Below are 18,869 nucleotides of genomic sequence, written 5' to 3' on the forward strand. Positions count from 1 at the left end.
GCCCACAAGCATGAACAGGACGGCTGTCAGAAGCCCGGAAAACCCGACACGAATCTCGAACCCAGTGGTCTTGCCTTGCTGCTTTTTGGATTTTTGCGATTTGGTCATGGTCCTCAATTCTACCGACACGGAAAAAAACAATCTTCCGCCGCCGGACTCACATGGTTTCCGGGGCCTGGACCCCGAGCAGGTCCAGCCCGTTTCGCAACACCGCGCGCACGGCCGTCAGAAGGCCCAGGCGGGCTTGGACCAACTCTTCGTCCTCACCCGAAAGAATATGATGGACCGTGTAGTAACGATGAAGCAATCCAGCCAGGCCCTGGAGGTAATAGGCCACGTGATGCGGGCTCAGGCCCGTGGCCGCCTGGACAAGGGCGTCCTCGAAGCGATCCATTTGCTTGAGCAGGGCTAAATCCTCGTCCGTGCCCAGCCTGGACAAGACCGAATCAGGCAAAGCTTCGAGCGTGGGCCTTCGCTCCCCGGCCTTGGCCAGCAAGGAACAAATTCTGGCGTACGCATACTGCACGTAATAGACGGGGTTGTCCATGGACTGTTCCTTGACCTTGTCCAGGTCAAAGTCCAGATGGCTGTCGCTCCGCCGGGACAGAAAGATGAAACGGGCCGCGTCAACACCCACCTCGGCGCAGACGTCGGCAAGGGTCTCGAACTCGCCTGAACGGGTGGACATGGCCACCTGCTCTCCGCCCCGCAAGAGGTTGACCAGCTGAACCAAGATCACGCCCAGGCTCTCGGGCGAGCGGCCCAAAGCCTGCATGGCCGCCTTCATCCTCGGCACGTAGCCGTGGTGGTCGGCCCCCCAGATGTCGACCATGAAATCGAACCCCCGGTCCACCTTGTCGGCGTGATAGGCGATGTCCGAGGCGAAATAGGTCAGGCTGCCATCGGACTTGCGCAACACCCGGTCCTTGTCGTCACCGAAGCGGGTCGAGGCGAACCACAGAGCCCCGTCCTGCTCATAGGCCAGCCCCCGGGTTAAAAGGTCGTCCAGGGTTTGACGGACCCGGCCCGAATCCAAAAGGGATTGCTCGGAAAACCAGACTTGATGCTCAGCCCGAAAGACCCGCAGATCCTCGCGGATTCCGTCCAGGATAACCCGCATGGCCCATTCACGACAAAAGTCCTGAGCCTTGGCCTCCTCCCAGTCCAGGAGGCCGTCGCCGTGGGCCTCGCGGATGGACCCGGCGATGTCCCCCACGTATCCGCCCTGATAGCCGTCCTCGGGAAATGGGATATTTTGTCCGGCCTGCTGGCGATAACGGGTCCAGACTGACAATCCCAGAATACGCATCTGTCGACCCGCGTCATTCAGATAGTACTCGGTGTCAACCTCGTGCCCGGTGCGCCGAAGGATGCGGGTCAGGGCATCGCCCACGGCCGCTCCTCGTCCGTGCCCGATATGCAGAGGCCCTGTCGGGTTTGCAGACACGTATTCCACCTGGACCTTGCGCCCTCGGCCAAAGTCGATCCTTCCGAAGTCTCGATCCTCGGCCAGCACCGTCGGGACCAGGGCCTGCCAAAAAACCGGCTTGAAGGCGAAATTCAAGAACCCGGGCCCGGCCGTCTCGATCCTGTCAATCTCTTCCCATTCGGCCCTGACCCGCTCCGCGATCCGCTCGGCCAAAATCCTGGGCTGGCATCTTGCTTCCGGGGCCAGGATCATGGCCGCATTGGTGGCCACGTCCCCGAACCGGGCATCCTTGGGTGGGGCGATCTGTATCCGGTCCGTCCAGGTCAGGCCCAATTCGTCTATCAGGCCTTTCAACCTGCGGTTCACATAACTTTCAGCTCTCATCTACGGCCGCCATTATCTGATTTCTAAGCACCGAGACCTCCGCCATATTCGATACCTGCCTGGCCTCGAAGGACTGCTCCGCGTTCTTGAGAATCTGGCCGGCCATCCTGGTCAGCACACCCTTGGGTCCAAACTCCAGGAACAATCCGACACCGTTATTGTGCATGGCCTGAATCAACCCGGTCCATCGGACCGATTCGACCATCTGATTTCGCATCAATGCCTTGATCCGCTCCGAGGTCCGCTCGGGTCGGGCCGTGGCGTTAAAAAATACGTCCACCTCGGCGTCCCGCCAGGTCAGACGATCGAGGTGTCTGGCCAGTTCATTGGAGGCCTCGGCCATCAGGGGAGAGTGGAAGGCCCCGCTCACCGGCAGGGGCACAGCCCGGCCCTTGCGGCCGGAACAGAGCTCGCAGGCTCTCCGGACACTGTCCACGGACCCGCTGAGCACGAACTGGGCCGGGGTGTTGAAATTAGCGATGCGCAACTCTCCGGGCATGGCCGCCCGGACCTCGTCTACGACCTCCCGCACGGCCTCCTCGTCCAGGCGTAACACCGCGGCCATGGCCCCCGGGGCCCGGCTTCCGGCCTCGGCCATCAGACGCCCCCGCAGGGAAACAGCCGAGAGGGTCTCGTCCAGACCGAGGACCCCGGCAGCGAACAGGGCCGAATACTCGCCCAGCGAGTGACCGGCCATGGCCGCCACCCGCAGGCCCTTCGCGGCCCATGCCCAGAGCCCGACATTGACAACGGTCAGAGCCGGCTGCAAATACCTCGTGTCGGCCATCAGGGGATGCTCGGCCTCCCAGTAGACCTCACGCAGAGGCAGGCCCGAAGCCTTTTCGGCCCGCTTCCAGAGGTCCATGGCCTCGTCCCAGAACTCGGCCAGATCCCGGCCCATGTTCGGTTCCTGAGATCCCTGCCCGGGGAAGACCGCCCCTACGGCGGCCATATGTATTTGTTCCATCCCGATGCCCCTCCCTCGTGACGTGGTGCCCTATCTAACCGGACAGGCCCATGAGGTAAAGAAAAAAGAAGGACGCCGAAACCGGACCCCATGCCCCAGCCCATAGAATCTCCGACCCCGGACGACGTCGTCCGTCGGGCTCTGGCCCTGAAAGCGGATATGGACAGCTCCGAGGCCGCCATGGTCGCGACCTACGTTCGGCTCTTGGTGCGGTGGAACGAAAAAATGAATCTGGTCGGCCCCACGGCCTGGGAGGATATCCTCGAGGATCTGGTCCTCGACAGCCTCCATCTGGCCCGCTTCGTGTCGACCCTAGACCTGCCGGCCGAGCCACTGACCATTGACCTCGGGGCCGGGGCCGGCCTGCCGGGAATTCCCCTGCGGATTTTCTGGAGGGCGGGACGCTACCTGCTCGTGGAGACCCGGGCCAAGCGGGTGGCCTTCATGGAACAGGCCCTGCGGAACCTGGACCTGCCGGACACCCGGGCGATCCGGTCAAGGGTCGAGGACCTGACCCTTCCGGAATCAGGGGCCGATCTGGTTCTCAGCCGGGCCTTTCGGCCCTGGCCGGACTTTCTTGAACTGGCCCGCCCGCTGCTCACTCCCACGGGCTTGGCCCTAGTCATGGCTTCCGGGCCGATTCCCGCTGAACTTCCCGCCGGATGGGAACCGGCCGGATCTATGATCTACCCCTCGCCGTCCGGTCGGCGCTGGTTCTGGGCCATGTCGCCCATCATGGCCCCCAGCTGACTGTTCTTGAAGATCAACTTGGTGGCCACCTCGTTGGCCAAGTCGCCAGCGTCCATGACCTGCTCAAGAAAATCGAGCATCTCATGCTTGCGATCCTCGGCCGAATACTCGAAATCCTCCTCCATCCGGCCCGAAGCCATGTACTCGACGAGTTCGCCGAGATCCTTGTCCGTGATCATGGTCTTCCTCCGGCCGGTCTAGGCTTCCGATGTCTCGGCACCCCCGGCCTGGCCGACAACGGCCGCCAGTTCCTCCAGGGAAAAGATCTTGTCGATGTCCAGGATGATGATGAAGTCGTCTTCCTGACGGCCCATGCCCCGGATGAAGGAGCTGTCGATGGTCGTACCCATCTTGGGCGGGGCCTCGATCTGGGCGGCGTCCATCTCGAAGACCTCCCGGACCGAATCCACCACGGCCCCCATCTGGGTGGCCTCGTCATCGTACATGACGTCGACGATGATGATGCAGGTGTTGACCGTGTCCTCGATGGTCTTCATGCCGAATTTCAAACGCAGGTCCACCACCGGCACGGCATGGCCTCGCAGGTTCATCACCCCGCGCATGAACTCCGGAGTTCGCGGTATCCTGGTGATGGTGGTCATCTGCAGGACCTCCTTCACCGTGTCCGTGGCCAGGGCATAGATCTCCTTGTCCAGGGCAAAGGTCAGATACTGGTTGGTCGTATGTTCGGATCCCTCGCTCATACTCTCTCCTTACGTCTGATCACGTCCTGATTGCGGGCCAGATGGCCGGCAATCCTTGCGCTCGCCTCTAGCCGACGGACAGGGCAAAAAGCCCTGTCCGTCAATCCCAACGCCTGGAAGAAACCTAGAAGCGTTCGAAATCGTCATCCTCGGTATCCTTGCCCATTTCCAGAGCCAGTCCGGACCCCCGACGGGCCCCGCCAGTCGAGCTCTTGGCGGCCAATGCCGGCCGCTTCTGGGTTCTGGACCCGCCCCCGGATGGACGATGGGGCTTGGAGACCCTGGAAACCCTGGAGCCTCCGAGATCGACCCGGAAGAAGCTCATGGAGGATTGCATCTGTTCGGCCTGGCTGGAGAGTTCCTCGGAAGTGGAGGCCATCTCCTCGGAAGCCGAGGCATTCTGCTGAATGACCTGATCCAGTTGCTGGATGGCCTTGTTGATCTGCTCGGCCCCGGAATTCTGCTCGTTGCTGGCCGCGCTTATCTCCTGGACCAGCTCTGCCGTCTTCTGGATGTCCGGCACCAGCTTGACCAGCATCTGCCCGGCCTGATCAGCCATGGTCACCGTGGAGGTCGACAGCTCGCTGATCTCGCCGGCCGCGGCTCCGCTCCGTTCGGCCAGCTTGCGGACCTCGGCGGCCACGACGGCGAAGCCCTTGCCGTGCTCGCCGGCCCGGGCCGCCTCGATGGCCGCGTTCAGGGCCAGCAGGTTGGTCTGCCGGGCGATCTCCTCGATGATGGAGATCTTTTCGGCGATGTTCTTCATGGCGCCCACGGCCTCGACCACGGCCTCGCCGCTCTTCTTGGCGTCACCGGCCGCCTGCAGGGAGATCTTCTCGGTCTGCTGGGCGTTGTCCGCGTTCTGGCGGATGTTGCTGGTCATCTCCTCCATGCTCGAGGACACTTCCTCAATGGACGCGGCCTGCTCCGTGGCCCCCTGGGACAACTGCTCGGCCGAGGCGCTCATCTCCTCGCTCCCCGAAGCCACGTTCTCCCCGGCCGACTGGACCTCGGCCACCACTTCCCGGAGCTTGTGGACCATTTCGTTCAGGGCCTTGGCCAGGTCCCCGATCTCGTCCTTCTGGTCCACGTCCAGTTCCTTGGTGAAATCGCCCTCGGACATGGCCTGGGCAAAGGCCACGCCCTTGAAGACCGGCCCGGTGATGGCCCGGGTCATGAGCAGGGCGATGATGATGGCCAAAATCACAGCGATGATCAGACCGACGATGACCACCATGGACGACATCGACAGACTGCTGACCGCCTCGTTGGCGATGTGCTGGGTATGTTCCATGCCGGCCTGGGCCAGTTCCACGGCCACGGTCTGGGCCTCCTGACCTGCAAGAGTTCGAAGCTTGCCGACCTCGGCCAGTCGCTGAAAGTCGCGGAAAAAGGCTTCCATGGCTGCCTTGTACTGGTTCTTGGCCGTGTCTATATTGGCCAATTGATCGAGGTTGACCTTCTGGCGGGTGGTGGTCCGGATGTCGGACAAGAGCTTGTCGACCTTGGGGAAATTGGTCAGGGCGGCCTCGAACACGGCCACGTCGCCTGTGGCCTGGGCCTGATAATTCTTGATCCGGATATCGTTGCCCAGATCGACGATGTCATTGATCCAGTTGATCTTGTCCAGACGCTCCTGGAGCTTAGCCACGGAGTCGCCGTCCTGGATCTGCTTTTCCATGGCCTCGTTCTGGCTTTCCAAATAGGCGACGCAATTACTCACGTACAGGGCCGCGGCCTCGTTCATCCTGGTCCGACCGGCGGCCATGGAGGTGATCAGGGCGTTGGTCTCCTCGGCCAGCTTGAAGTACTCGTCCACTGCATTCTGGGCCTGCTTGACCTTTTCGACCAGCTGGACCAGTTGGGGAAATTTCTGGCCATGGTTCCTGGCATCGGCCAAGGAGGCCTGCACGGCAGTCATGCTCTTTTTGGAGGCATCCCAGAAACTAGTCTGTTCGCTGTAGGCATAGCCCCGCATCTCGTACATGAGACTCTGCACGTTCCGCTCGAAGTCCCCAGCAATGGCCACTTCCGGAACGTACTCCTCGGCCAGCCGAACGGACTCTGCTTCCACGGTCTTCATGGAATAAACCGCAATTCCTCCCAGCACACAGGAAATGGCTATCAGCAGGCCAAATCCCAATCCCAGTTTCATCGCCAATCTCATGTTCTTCAGCATACCTTCCTCCTCAATGCTTCCCGATGATACACCATCACCACACGGCCCGCCAACAACGCGGTCATTGTCTACACTGTGTTACCTTGACCGAAAATTGGGCCAAGGTAAATACTGGAATGCAGGAACCGATTAAAATTTTTCGCCCGCTGCCCCTGGCCCCCAGGACCGAAGCCCAGGTTAGAACCGCTCGAATTCCTCGTCCTCGGTGTCCTTGCCCATGTTCAGGGCCAGACCGGACCCTCGACGCTCCCGGGACGGAGCGGGTTTCTTGGACGTCCGGGCCGCCGGTCGGGCAACGGCCCTGGCCGACCGGGTCCCGCCCTGGTCGACCCTAAAGAAACTCATGGCCGACTGCATCTGTTCGGCCTGACTGGAAAGCTCCTCGGACGTCGAGGCCATCTCCTCCGAGGCAGAGGCATTCTGCTGAATGACCTGATCCAGTTGCTGGATGGCCTTGTTGATCTGCTCGGCGCCGGAATTCTGCTCGTTGCTGGCCGCACTGATCTCCTGGACAAGTTCGGCCGTCTTCTGGATGTTGGGTACCAGCTTGAGCAGCATCTGCCCGGCCTGGTCGGCCATGGTCACCGTGGACGATGACAGCTCGCTGATCTCCCCGGCCGCGGCCCCGCTGCGTTCGGCCAGCTTACGTACCTCGGCGGCCACAACGGCGAAGCCCTTGCCATGCTCACCGGCCCGGGCCGCCTCAATGGCTGCGTTCAGGGCCAGCAAATTCGTCTGCCGGGCGATCTCCTCGATAATGGAGATCTTCTCGGCGATGTGCTTCATGGCGTCCACCGCCTTGACCACGGCCTGGCCGCTCTCTTTGGCCTCGCTGGCCGACTGCAGGGCTATTTTCTCGGTCTGAAGGGCGTTGTCCGCGTTCTGGCGAATGTTGCTGGTCATCTCCTCCATGCTTGAGGACACCTCCTCGATGGAAGCGGCCTGCTCCGTGGCCCCCTGGGACAATTGCTCGGCCGAGGCACTCATCTCCTCGCTTCCCGAGGCCACGTTCTCCCCGGCCGACTGGATCTCGGCCACCACCTCCCGGAGTTTGACGACCATCTCGTTCAGGGCCCTGGCCAAGGCCCCGATCTCGTCCTTCTGGTCCACGTCCAGTTCCCGGGTGAAGTCGCCCTCGGACATGCCCTGAGCAAAGGCCACACCCTTGAAGACCGGCCCGGTGATGGCCCGGGTCAGGACGATGCCCAGAACAATGGCCAAGATGACCCCGATGCCCATGCCCGCCAGGGCGACAATCTTCCCCCTGGTGGCCTCGGCCCCGGCCGCAGCCACCTCGTGGGCTGATATCTGGCTGTTGATGGCTGCCAAATCGTGCAACTGCTGAAAAACTTTAACCATCTCCTCCCGGGCCGGGCCAAGAAGCAGATCGCTCATATCCTGAAAAATGGTCCTGGCCGCGTCGGCCTCAGCCAAAAGTACCTCGAACCCCTTGAACACGTCCTCGGCTGCCGGCATCATGGTTTTCGAGAACAGGTTCAGGGCCTTGTCCCGATCCCCCTGCTGGACGGCATTGCGTATATCCTTCACCGCCGTATGAAACCGGTCGTGCGGAGCCCGTATCTCCTGCAGAGCCTGATTGATCTTCGAATTTTTGGTCTTGAACCCGGCCATCCACCGGCCGAACCCGCAGGCCGTGGAATCGGCCCCACCCTCGAAGACCGTGCCCTGCATGACCATCAGAGCCACCTTGGCCTCCAGAAGGTAGTGATCCCTCTGGAACCCATTGATCCGGGCCACAAGCTGATCCGGATTCAGAACGTCGATGGTCTGAAGCCGTCGGGACAGCTCGATGCCCCGGTTGTTCAGTTCTGCGGCTTTGGCCACCGTAGGCATGTATTCCTTCCAAATCCGGGCCTCCTCATCGGTCTGGGGCAGGGGCTCGTACACGGCCAGGGCCTCGGCGTAGACCTTCCGGGCCGTCTGCACGTTGTCGTACTGACGGCTGCGCTGTTCGTCGCTCAAATAGGGGCTGAGCAGACTACGCATGGCTGTCTGGACCTTGCTCATGCTCCCTTCCATCTCCAAAAGGCTCTCCACGCTGGGCAGTCTGACCAGGCCGATCTCGTTGATCTTTCCCCCCAGGCCGGAGATAACGAACAGGCCCACCAGGCCGATGATCAAGGCGATGCCCGCCGTGACCATGAATCCGCCGATGAGTTTGACGGCAAGACTGATATTCTTCATGGATGCCCTCTCGTGTTTGAGTCTTGTGTGGCTTGTTCCTGAATCAAGGTGAAGGATTCAGTACACGGACATGGCCCGAATCGCAAGACCGTCTCGTCATTTAGGCGCATTCCCGTCGGAATCGGGAGGCGAAACGACCGGGCCACCGCATCGGTCATTTCACGACTCGTTTCAGCGCCCGGATCAACTCGTCCATAACCACAGGCTTGGCCAGATACTCGTTCATACCGGCCGCGAGAAAGATCTCGCGATCCCCCTGCATGGCGTAGGCGGTCAGGGCAATGATGGGAATGTCCTTTTTGGTTCCAGGGAATGTCGACGACCGAATGCGCCGGGTCGTTTCCACTCCATCCATCACCGGCATCTGAATGTCCATGAGGATGCAGTCGAAATCATGCTTTGCCAAAAGATCGAGAACCTGCTGACCGTCTTCGGCGATCGTCACTGTATGGCCTGATTTTTCCAAGAGCACTCGAGTCGGCAGAGAATTTGAAATTTCATCCTCAGCCAAGAGTATGCGGAGGCCGCGGCTGTTGGCCGCCTCGGCTGAACCCGCCTGCATACGGCACGTGGCGACGTCGCAAGCATCCGACATTTTGAAACTCAGGAAGACACGCACCGTTGTTCCCAGCCCCGGCTCGCTCTCAACGGTTATCCGTCCTTTCATCAGGTCGACGAGTCGTTGCACGATGGCCAGGCCCAGACCGGCCCCTTGGAACTGTCTCGTATAGCTCCCGTCTACCTGCTTGAACGGTTCAAAAATTTCCTTTTGCCTGTCCTTTGGAATCCCGATGCCGGTGTCCGATACCGAGAACAAGATCCGGGTCTGGCCGTCGATGCTTGAGTCCAACATGGTCATCTGAAGCGTGACCTTCCCCCTGTCCGAGTACTTGACGGCATTGCCCACCAGATTGAACAGGATCTGCCGGATGCGGGACTCGTCGCCATAAAGTTTATCAGGCATGATCGGATCGATCACGCACTCGAGTTCCAAGCCTTTTTCCCTGGCGGCAAAGGTGAACAGTCCGGTGACGGAATCCCGCAACTCGGAGATGTTGAATGCCTTCTCGTCAAGTTCCATCTTACCCGCTTCCACCCGGGAAAGATCGAGGATGTCCGAAAGAAGCCTGGTCAGACGATCGGCCGACTTGATGGCCAGGAGAACGTAGTCGCTCTGCTCGTCGTTCATGTCCGTGGTCTGCAAAAGCTGCATCATACCCATGATGCCGTTGATGGGCGTGCGGATCTCATGGCTCATGTTGGCCAGAAATTCAGACTTTGTTTTGTTGGCAATTTCGGCCTGTTCCTTAGCCTGAATCAATTCATCTTCAGCCTGTATTCTACTTGTAATATCTACCAAGCTTCCAAGAAAATATTTTCCACTTCCATCATTATCCCTGATCAGATTAGCATCAAGTAAAGCATGAATTGTTTTTCCATTTCTATGAATAAATTTTTTTATCATACGGTAATGGTCAATTTCACCTGATGCAAGCTTTCTCTGATTTTCAATATTTTCATTTAACGATTCAATATGTGTTAAATCTTTAAGATGTTTTCCAACAAGTTCATCTTTATTATATCCCAACATATCTCCATACGCCTTATTTGCGCGCATTATTATAAAATCAAGTGATACTTGAGCCAAACCGATTCCGATATTTTCATATATGGATCGGAATCGTGCTTCACTTTCTTGCAGTGCTTCAACCGTATCTTTACGGTTGGTGATATCCTCAAAGGTGGAATAAACCTGAAAGGGCAGCATTTCCCCAGATTGAAACAGGGGCATGGCGATTATGGACAACCAGATGTGAGAGTTCTTGTCCGGATGAAACACCCCCCGGACAACAGGCCCAACAGACTCTCCAGTGCGCAAGGCGATCATGGCCGGATGATCCTCACCAGGAACAAGCGTACCGTCTTCCTTGATCATTCTCCAATGCTGGTCCATGGACGTCTTACTCCGCATCTGGTCAAGAGTCAGGCCAAGGATTCTCTCGGCAGCCGGGTTGGCCGAAATGATGGTGCCATCGGCTGCCTGATAAATGACTCCCTGGGCCATGGTTTCGAACAGACGGCGATGTTTTTCCTCGCTTCTGCGTAGATCCTCATCCTTGCGGCGCAGCATGAGAATATCGGCCACGCTGGAAGCGAGCATCCGTAGGCGTTTGATGTGTCTCTCATCATAACCCGCCGCCCTGTTCGCAGCTGCGGCCACGGCAATGACTTTGTCTCCATATATGACAGGGACTCCGATATAGCGTGTTATGGGCACATGGCCTTGTGGAAGCCCTTTTTTTTCAGGTGCCTCCAAGTAGGCATTGAAGATTACCGATTCTCTTTTCCTGATCGGCTCCGCCCACAACCCTGCCGTCTCAAGGGGAAATCGCAAGGGTTTGTCTGGAACCTTGCATTCTTCCATTGTTTTAGGCGACCAGACATGGGCAACCATCGCTGATTCGTCCGGTTCCACCATGCCGAAAAAAGCCATCGGGCTGTCCGTCAACTCTGAACACGCCTTGCAAAGAAATGATGAAATTGACGGATCGTCTTCGCTGAGCATCTCATGCAACCGGAGAGATAACGATTGGCTCTCACGCGCCCAAAATTTCTCCGTGATATCGATATGCGTACCTTGAAAACCAAGGAGAATGCCGTCCCGGTCATAAAAAGCAACGCTGTTGGTCGTGATGCGAACACGTCTGCCATTGCTGTGGCGGCACCAGTAGTCAAAATTTTTGAGCGGTGCATGATCATGTCGCATTCGATCCATGATCGTCCTGACCCGCTCCCGGTCTTCAGTGTCGATCAAGAATAAAGGATTCCGACCAACAATTTCCTCCGGTTTATGTCCCAGGATTTCATAAAATCTTCCGGATACATGGGTCACGACAAGGTTCGCGTCCATCTCCCAGATGATTCCGGCGTTGGCCTCGGCTATATTCCGGTGCCGTTCCTCGCTGATACGCAACGCTTCTTCGAACTGTTTGCGACGGGTAATATCCAAGGCCCTTGAGACAACGGCCGTGACTACGCCATTATCGTCATGGAAAGGATAATAGCTCATGACCCGGTATCTCATCGAACCGTCCGGGCCGGGGAAACCATCTTCGTACTCGATTTGCCGACCTGAAAAAGCTTCATCCAATCGTGGTTTGACTTTGTCTGCAAAGGCATCCTCGCCGAGCAGATCTTCCACTGATCGACCTTCGATTTCACGACGCGGTTTTTTGAATATCGTGAGATACGCGTCGTTTACGACAATGTATCTGTAGTCTTTGCCCACCAGGGACATTGGTTCGTTGACCTTGGAAATGATCTGTTCATAATTCTGCAAACGTTTTTCCTGGCTGCGCCGGATTCCCTCCAGACGAAGCCGTTGGACACCTTGGGCAATGGTGCCGGCTAAATTCATGAACAGCTCGTGTTCCGCATGATCCTTGGCCAACCTTTTCGGCACTGAAACCGATAGCAAGCCGATAGGATGCCCCTCAATCTCCAATCGAATGGTAAAACCAGCCCTACCGGAATACTGGTTGGCCAAAGGGCAATCGATACATTCCGAGTAAGGATCGTGAACAATTTTAAGCAAGGATGAATCAAACGCCTTTGAAGAGCAGGACGTCATCTCCCCTTGTCGAAACCGTTCAAGAAGTGTCTGGAATGATTCTCCAATCCCAGTCTGAGCCCAGTCTGTAATCCTGCAATTTTCATCCAAAAGGATGATCCAGGCGTTGTGGTAGCCCCTGGTCGAAGTCAAGGCATGGCAGATATTTTCGAGCAATCGGCCTCGGTCCCCGGCATTGAAAATGATCTCATTGACCCTGACAAAAGATTTCAGCACCGCATTCAAGTGCAGAATGCGTTCTTCAGTTTTCTTTCGATCAGTAACGTCCAGCACAGCGCCGATAAGGCCGCTGACATTTCCCTGATCATCCGTGTGAGAAGCTTTGTGAAAAATAACATCGTGCACATTGCCGCAGGCATTTTTGACCTGTGATTCGTATACCTGGATACCCGTGTTTTCAAACAAATCTATATCCTTGGAGTGATAGACGGCAGCGAGATCAGGAGGGCTGATATCAAAAACAGTTTTTCCGACAAGCTCTTCTTGCGTTTTCCCGAAAAAATTTTCAAAAGCCTTGTTGAATCCTTGATATCGACCTTCCCTGTCCTTGAAAAAAACCGGTATGGGCACGGTTTGCAGGAGCGAATGAAAAAATAATTCATTTTTCCGAGCTTGTTCATCAGCCTGCTTCCGATTGGTAATATCCGTGATTACACCCTGGTATTGGACCACGTTCCCCTGATCGTCAAAAACAGCCTGGGCGCTTCGGGAAACCCAGATGATGGCTCCATCCTTGCGCGTAAACCGGCACTCATGGTCAACCACCTTGCCGTGCTCTTGCATCAGTCGTATGAATTCCTGACGTTCCTGAGGATTGACATAGACCTGAGCGGCGATATCCGTGACGGTCTCCAGCAACTTCTCAGGCGAGCTGTATCCCAGCATATCCGCAAGTGCCGTGTTGGCGAAAAGGAATCGGCCGTCGGGATTGGAAATGAAAAACCCGAAAGGCGAATTCTTGAAAAAATCGGAACTAAATGTGGCCATGGGGTGAGGCATGTTCGCTCCAGGCATGGACATGGCAGGATGGTGAAATCTGAATGCAGAGGGTTTCAATTTTCAGTCGGCTCCCAAAACCCTGGGCGCCGATTGTCGCAGCGGTTCCGATTCAGACATCGACCGCAAGAAAAAAACAAAAAGATGAAGATATACACTCATCATTTCAAGGCCCCTCTTATTCCCTGAAAATATCGTTTCAGTCAATCATGATCGCCAACCATGATCTCTTTGCTCCCTTCCCCAACATTGACGAAAGACCCCCGGCCATCTAGGAAGATGTCCCGAAAACCAACCCTTGAACCCCACCCCCCATCACCCTACCCGCCGTTGCCAAACCCGCACGGAAAAAAAGGAGAACCACATGGCCGAACCGAGTTCCACCGCGTACGCTTTCCGATTCAAAGACTCCCTGCTCGGGGCCCAAATGCTCTTTGTCGCCTTTGGGGCCCTGGTCCTGGTTCCGCTCCTGACCGGGCTGGACTCCAACGTGGCCCTGTTCACCGCCGGGGCCGGCACCCTGGTCTTCCAAATCTGCACCCGGGGCAAGGTCCCGGTCTTTTTGGCCTCGTCGTTTGCCTTCATCGCCCCCATCATCTACGGGGTCCAGACCTGGGGCATCCCGGCCACCATGTGCGGCCTGACCGCGGCCGGAGTCCTCTACGTGATCCTCAGCCTCATCATCCGAGTCTTCGGGTCCGGCATCATCCTCAAGGTCCTGCCCCCGGTGGTCACCGGCCCGGTCATCATGGTCATCGGCCTCATCCTGGCCCCGGTGGCCGTGCACATGGCCCTCGGCCGCACCGGCGACGGCTCGGCCTGGCTGGTGCCGGAAAAGACGGCCATGATCGTGGCCGGGGTCTCCCTCGTCACCACCATTCTCGTTTCCCTCCTGGGCAAGGGCTGGCTCCGGCTCATCCCCATCCTCTGCGGTATCGCGGCCGGCTACGCCACCTCCCTCGTCCTCGACTTGACCGGGGTGACCGCTTCCTTCCAGGCCACCTTCGACCCCGGCCAGCTCCCGAACTGGACCAAATCGGCCCTCGTCTCCATGCAGCCCGTCGTTGACAGGCCCTGGTTCGCAGTTCCCAATTTCGTCTTTCCCGAATGGAAATGGGAGGCCATCCTCTTCATCGTCCCCGTGGCCATTGCCCCGGCCATCGAGCACTTCGGGGACATCCTGGCCATCGGCGGCATCTCCGGCAAGGACTACGTCAAGGATCCCGGCGTCCAGAACACCATGCTCGGCGACGGCCTGGCCACCTCCCTGGCCTCCTTCCTGGGCGGCCCGCCCAACACCACCTATTCCGAGGTCTCCGGGGCCGTGGCTTTGACCAAGGTCTTCAACCCGGCCATCATGACCTGGGCCGCCATCGCCGCCATCCTCCTGGCCTTTGTCGGCAAGCTCGGCGGACTGTTGGCCACCATACCGGTCCCGGTCATGGGCGGCATCATGATCCTGCTCTTCGGGGCCATCATGGTCGTCGGCATCAACACCCTGGTCAAGGCCGGCACGGACCTGATGGAACCCCGCAACTTGGCCATCGCCGCTATAGTCATCATCTTCGGCGTCGGCGGCATGAGCCTTGGCGGGCCCGGCTTCAAGCTCGAAGGCATCGGCCTTTCGGGCATCGCCGGCGTTGTCCTGAACCTGATCCTGCCCCATCGGGCCAAGAACTGAACTCTCGAGACACCGTGGCCGGGTCCGAACCCGGCCGCGGCGCTTTTAGCTCCACATGACCGCCGCCCCATCCATCCAGCCCCGCCGCGAAGACCGCATCGCCATCGAGTCCGTCAACCTGCCCTTTCTGGGCACCCGCATCGATGACATGTCGCTCTTTCAGTACCTGTTACTGGACATCAGTATGCACGGGGCCAAGATCATCCTCCCCTCCTGGGTCATCAAACGCCAGATGCTCCACATAAACGACCTGATCGACTTTCACCTCCCCTTCCTCTTCCAGGGAGAGACCTTCAACAAGGGCGGCGTGGCCTGGAGCAAATGGGACGAAGACCTGGGAGGCCTGACCTGCGGAGTGCGCATCGACGTCCGGGCCCCTCTCTACTACCCGGTCTTCGTCTCCTTCGAGGGCAAATCCATCGACATGGACCTGACCGAGTTTCAAAACTCCGAGGACCTTCTGATCAGGATTCTCAAGGACACCATCCTTCTCAAGAAGGGCATCCTCATCTACCTCAAGCACATCAGACCAATTTTGCCCCGCATCACCGGCTTTGACCGGGCCACCCTGGACGAACTGGAGAATTTCCTGTTTCATGACGTCCGGACCAATGCGGAGGCCAACATGGCCAGCCTCGAGAAATATCTGGGGCGCATCGGCCGGGACGCCTGCACCCGGTCCCGTATCCAGCAGGTCTTTGATCTCGAGGAACTCCGGATGGTCATGGAGCCCGAACTGGAGGCCTCGGTCTGGGGCGCGGCCTTTGAGCAGGAGGTCATGCGCCAGTACATCGAGGCCATCGTCACTCTGGAGAAGAAGGTCTTCTACAACTACAACACCCTGGTCATGATCTACGCCCATGCCTTGACCAGATCCGGCCCGGTCTGCACCCTGGACGAAATGGAGGCTCACCATGAAACTGGAACGTGAAGACCGAAACGGCCTGACCGTCATCACACTCGCGACCGACAAGCTCGTTCTGGCCAATGCGGATGAATTCAAGTCCCAGATGGTCGACATCATCCGCCAGGGGGGCCATCGGCTTGTGCTGGACTGCTCCGGGGTCGAGACCATCGATTCCCGGGGCCTTGGCGTGCTCATCAGCGTCATGAAGAGCCTTGGCCCGGACGGGGCCATGGCCCTGTGCGGCCTGACGGACCACGTCCGCAAGGTCTTTGGCCTGACCAAGCTGGACCAAGTCTTTTCCGTCTACGAAGACCGGGAATCAGCCATGGAGGCCCTGTCCCGGGCATGAGGCTCACCCCGGCCCTCCGTCAGCAGGGGCAATACCTCTTCCTGCTCCTGGTCTGCGCCGTTGCAGCCCATCTGGCCTATCAAACCCTGCACGCCGACCGGGTTCTCTTTCGCGAGGCCGAGGCCAGCCTCGTTGCCGGTCATGATCAACAGGCCCGGCGTCTCTTTCGCCAGGCCCTCGACCACGGCCTGGACTGGCCCCCGGCCCTGATCCGGACCGTGGAGGCCGCCCTTGAGACTGGCGACCAAATCACGGCCGCCCAGGCCCTGGAGAATTTCCGCTCCTCGGTCGGCTCGCCCCGGCCCGAACAGCTCCTCGAGCTGGCCGGCCTTCTGGACCGCTTCGGCCAACCCGAACAGGCCCGGGACATCATGGCCGCCTATCCCCGGATCGTGACGTCCAGCCCGGACGTAGCCATGTACCTGGCCGGACTCTGTCGCCGGACCGGAGACTGGGACCAAGCCGAGGCCCTCTACACCCGTTTGGCCGGGATTCCGGCCCTGCGGCTCAGGGCCGATCTGGAGCGGGCCGAGATGTACGCCTGGCAGGGCCGCTACTCCGAGGCCGAGACCCTCCTTCGCCAAGTTCTCACGGCCCAACCCGACCTGCGCCCGGCCCGCCTGACCCTGGCCCGGGTCCTCTCCTGGGGCGGGCGCTTCCAGGAGGCCATCACCGAGTACAAGAACGCATTGGGAGAACCGATATGAAGACCCTTTGGCTCGCTGTCTGCTGCGCCGTTCTTTTCGCCTGGGCCGCGCCACGTCTCGAGGCCCAGCCTGTCCGACCCGGCCAGGAATTGGTCAAACCGGACCTGCCCAGGCCGTCCCTGCCCAAACCCGGGGACGAAATCCCTGACTGGCAGGCCTGGCTGGAATTGGCCCGTCTTCAGAGCTACGTCGGCCAGTACGACGACTCCCTGGCCTCCTACGCCATGGTCATCAGGGAAAAACCCGACTTTATCCTGGCCCGGCTGGAACGGGCCAAGGTCATGACCTGGGCCGGAAGGCAGGACGAGGCCTGGGCCGAACTCGCAGCCATCCCGGACGAGAATCTCGACCCCGAGGCCCGGATCATCATGGCCGACATCCTGGCCGCCCGGCAGGACTACGCCCAGGCCGCCAACATCTACACGCGTCAGCTCCAGGCCCGGCCCGATGACCACGCCCTCCGGCTGAAATTGGCCGAGGTCCTTTCCTGGGATGGACGCTACCAGGAATCCCTGGACGAGTACGAGGTTCTGCTTCGGGAATTCCCCGACGATGTCCAGCTTCGGCGCAAGTACGCCTTTGTCCTCTCCTGGGCCGGACGTCAGGAAGACGCCATCCGTGAGCTGCGGGAGACACTGCCCCGGTGAATGCCGTTCGTTTCCTGTTCTGGATTCCGGTGCTTCTGGCCGTCATCCTTGGTGTTGTGGCCACGACTCCGGGTCCGGCCCGGGCCGGGGAGAGCATCGTTCCCCCGGCCTCCCGCATCACCGAGCATGAGGCCCGCCTGGAACTGGCCCGCCTGTTGGGGGAGAATCCGAACCATTGGCTGGAGGCCCGCATCCAGTTCGAACGGATTCTGGCCGAGGACCCGGGCGACCTCGATGCCGGCCTCGGTCTGGCCAGACTTCTGGCCCGTCAAGGCCATGCCCGCCAATCCCGGGGTCTGGTTCTCGGTCTGCTGGACAACCATCCGGACGATCTTTCCCTGCGCCTGGCCCTGGCCAATGTGGTCCTGACCTGGGGAGATTTCGGTCTGTCCGAAGACATCCTCCGCGACCTCCTGACCCGACCGAATCTGGGCCCGGCCCAACAGCGCGAGGTTTTGCTGGAGCTGGCCCGCGTCTTCGTGGCTGCCCAGCGCTACGAGGAGGCCGGGGGCATCCTCGACGGCCTGCTCCTGGATGACCAGGGAGACCGCGAGGCCCTGACGGCCCTGGTCGGCCTACGACTGGAGGAAAAGAATTTCCCGGCCGCCCTGGCCCTCCTCGACCATTCGGCCCTGCTCGTTGATGGTACGTCCTTGGATCCGAACCTCCTTCGCCTTCGATCCCGGGCTCTGGCCGGAACCGGTGACTACCGGGCCGCCCTCGGGGCTCTTGACGCCCGCTGCCTGTCCACTCCAGATGACGACCTGAACCGGGCCGAGCTCTGGCTGAAAATGAACGAGCCGGACCGGGCCCAGGAAATCCTGACCCATGTTGTCGCTCGCCATCCGGATCAAATCCGGGCCCGTCTGCTTTTGGCCGATCTGGATCCGGACGCGACCAAGGTTCATACCCCGGATTTCGTGGCCCAACTCTGCCAAAACGCCACATCTCCGGCCCGGCTGACCCTGTGGGGCGACGAATACGCCCGCGTCCTGGCCTTTGAGCCGGCCCGAGCCTGCTATCAAGCGGCCCTGGACCTCGACCCGGAATTTTTCCCGGCCAGCCTGGGCCTGATCCAGACCGAGGCCTCGGCCCGTCGCTACAACGCTTCCCTGGCCCTGCTGGACGACCTGCTCACCGAGCTACCACACACGGCCAAACTCCTTTTGCTCCAGGCCCGGGTCCTGTCCTGGGCCGGCCGCTACGATGAATCCCTGGCCGCCTACCAGGCCTTGCACGAACGATGGCCCCATGACCCCGTTCCCATCATGGAGTCCGCCCGGGTGGCCTTCTGGGCCAAGGAACCAGACACGGCCCAAACCCTGTACCAGAC

14 protein-coding genes are annotated in these 18,869 nt (G+C 59.5%); 7 read left to right on the top strand and 7 right to left on the bottom strand.

The window, feature by feature from the left end:
* Positions 1–157: 157 nt before the first annotated feature.
* Together EOM25_07125 and EOM25_07130 are read right to left on the bottom strand one after the other, a co-directional pair.
* Entirely contained in the window at positions 158–1,813 is a 1,656-nt protein-coding gene (locus EOM25_07125) for an arginine--tRNA ligase (protein ID NCC24956.1), read from the bottom strand.
* Positions 1,803–2,780, bottom strand: coding sequence for an ACP S-malonyltransferase (locus tag EOM25_07130; GenBank protein ID NCC24957.1), 978 nt, complete (start codon positions 2,778–2,780; stop codon positions 1,803–1,805). The genes EOM25_07125 and EOM25_07130 overlap by 11 nt, the downstream gene beginning before the upstream one ends.
* A 90-nt stretch (positions 2,781–2,870) precedes the next feature.
* Here EOM25_07130 and rsmG point away from each other — a divergent pair, with 90 nt between their 5' ends.
* The gene (gene rsmG, locus EOM25_07135; protein ID NCC24958.1) at positions 2,871–3,530 is read left to right on the top strand and encodes a 16S rRNA (guanine(527)-N(7))-methyltransferase RsmG; all 660 of its coding nucleotides are present in this window, start codon (positions 2,871–2,873) and stop codon (positions 3,528–3,530) included.
* Here rsmG and EOM25_07140 read toward each other — a convergent pair.
* The 5 genes from EOM25_07140 to EOM25_07160 all read right to left on the bottom strand — a co-directional run bounded on the left by EOM25_07140 (position 3,467) and on the right by EOM25_07160 (position 13,305).
* Positions 3,467–3,709: a hypothetical protein gene (locus EOM25_07140; protein NCC24959.1), complete on the bottom strand. Its 243-nt coding sequence runs from the start codon at positions 3,707–3,709 to the stop codon at positions 3,467–3,469. The genes rsmG and EOM25_07140 overlap by 64 nt on opposite strands.
* A gap of 18 nt (positions 3,710–3,727) precedes the next feature.
* Positions 3,728–4,234, bottom strand: coding sequence for a chemotaxis protein CheW (locus EOM25_07145; protein NCC24960.1), 507 nt, complete (start codon positions 4,232–4,234; stop codon positions 3,728–3,730).
* A gap of 124 nt (positions 4,235–4,358) precedes the next feature.
* Positions 4,359–6,410: a HAMP domain-containing protein gene (locus tag EOM25_07150; protein NCC24961.1), complete on the bottom strand. Its 2,052-nt coding sequence runs from the start codon at positions 6,408–6,410 to the stop codon at positions 4,359–4,361.
* A 180-nt stretch (positions 6,411–6,590) separates the two neighbouring features.
* Positions 6,591–8,618, bottom strand: a complete 2,028-nt coding sequence (locus EOM25_07155; GenBank protein ID NCC24962.1) for a methyl-accepting chemotaxis protein — start codon at positions 8,616–8,618, stop codon at positions 6,591–6,593.
* 154 nt (positions 8,619–8,772) lie between these two features.
* Positions 8,773–13,305 (bottom strand): PAS domain S-box protein, encoded by a 4,533-nt coding sequence (locus EOM25_07160; protein NCC24963.1) that lies wholly within the window; start codon positions 13,303–13,305, stop codon positions 8,773–8,775.
* Positions 13,306–13,609: 304 nt separating this feature from the next.
* Here EOM25_07160 and EOM25_07165 point away from each other — a divergent pair, with 304 nt between their 5' ends.
* From EOM25_07165 to EOM25_07190, 6 genes are all read left to right on the top strand, one after another.
* Positions 13,610–14,926: a uracil-xanthine permease gene (locus EOM25_07165; protein ID NCC24964.1), complete on the top strand. Its 1,317-nt coding sequence runs from the start codon at positions 13,610–13,612 to the stop codon at positions 14,924–14,926.
* 55 nt (positions 14,927–14,981) lie between these two features.
* The gene (locus EOM25_07170) at positions 14,982–15,857 is read left to right on the top strand and encodes a PilZ domain-containing protein (GenBank protein NCC24965.1); all 876 of its coding nucleotides are present in this window, start codon (positions 14,982–14,984) and stop codon (positions 15,855–15,857) included.
* Positions 15,841–16,182, top strand: coding sequence for an anti-sigma factor antagonist (locus tag EOM25_07175; protein ID NCC24966.1), 342 nt, complete (start codon positions 15,841–15,843; stop codon positions 16,180–16,182). Before EOM25_07170 ends, EOM25_07175 begins: the two co-directional genes overlap by 17 nt.
* On the top strand, positions 16,179–16,889 hold the full coding sequence (locus EOM25_07180) for a tetratricopeptide repeat protein (protein NCC24967.1): 711 nt from the start codon (positions 16,179–16,181) through the stop codon (positions 16,887–16,889). The genes EOM25_07175 and EOM25_07180 overlap by 4 nt, the downstream gene beginning before the upstream one ends.
* Complete coding sequence (locus EOM25_07185) at positions 16,886–17,536, top strand: tetratricopeptide repeat protein (protein NCC24968.1); 651 nt, start codon at positions 16,886–16,888, stop codon at positions 17,534–17,536. The genes EOM25_07180 and EOM25_07185 overlap by 4 nt, the downstream gene beginning before the upstream one ends.
* Positions 17,533–18,869 (top strand): tetratricopeptide repeat protein (locus EOM25_07190; protein NCC24969.1); only part of this gene is annotated, 1,337 nt, incomplete at its 3' end. The genes EOM25_07185 and EOM25_07190, both read left to right, overlap by 4 nt.

It is taken from the genome of Deltaproteobacteria bacterium (genome assembly GCA_009929795.1).
Classification (GTDB): Bacteria; Desulfobacterota; Desulfovibrionia; order Desulfovibrionales; family Desulfomicrobiaceae; genus RZZR01.